Genomic DNA, 670 nt, shown 5'->3' on the forward strand with positions numbered 1-670 from the left:
AGAAGGCGCGATGGTCGAAATCGGCAACAACCTGCAGCGTATCCGCGAACTGGCGGTGCAGTCGGCCAACGCCACCAACTCCACCACCGACCGCGGCGCGCTGAACTCGGAAGTCAAGCAGCTGGCCTCGGAAATCGACCGCGTCTCCAGCCAGACCAACTTCAACGGCACCAAGCTGCTGGACGGCTCGTTCTCCGGCGCGCTGTTCCAGATCGGTGCCGACGCCGGCCAGACCATCGGCATCAACAGCATCGTCAACGCCAGCGCCGCCGCGCTGGGCAAGGCCGGCTTCGCCGCCACCCAGACCACCACCAACGCCCTGGCCTCGGGTACCGCCACCGCCAGCGGCAGCTTCTCCGGCATGTCCGTCAACGGCGTCAGCATCGCCTCGGTCTCGGTGGCCGTCGGCGACGTGGACACCAGCGTGGCCAAGAAGATCGCCTCGGCGATCAACGACAAGCTGGCCCAGACCGGCGTGTACGCCTCGGTGGACAGCAGCAACAAGCTGAAGCTGGAATCGGTCAAGGGCGGCCAGGACTTCTCGTTCACCGCGGGCAGCGCCACCGGTGCCACCGGCATCACCTTCGACCAGAGCGGCATCGCCGCCACTGCCACTGCCGCCGCGGGTACCACCAACTTCCTGAAGGACGTGGACATCTCCACCTTCCAG

1 protein-coding gene is annotated in these 670 nt (G+C 66.7%); it reads left to right on the top strand.

Features of this window, described 5'->3' with window-relative positions:
- A partial coding sequence (locus SLW56_RS20790; protein ID WP_320695408.1) for a flagellin hook IN motif-containing protein occupies positions 1-670 on the top strand: 670 nt, incomplete at both ends.

The sequence above is a fragment of the Xanthomonas sp. LF07-6 genome (assembly GCF_034105445.1).
GTDB classification, from domain to species: domain Bacteria; phylum Pseudomonadota; class Gammaproteobacteria; order Xanthomonadales; family Xanthomonadaceae; genus Xanthomonas_A; species Xanthomonas_A sontii.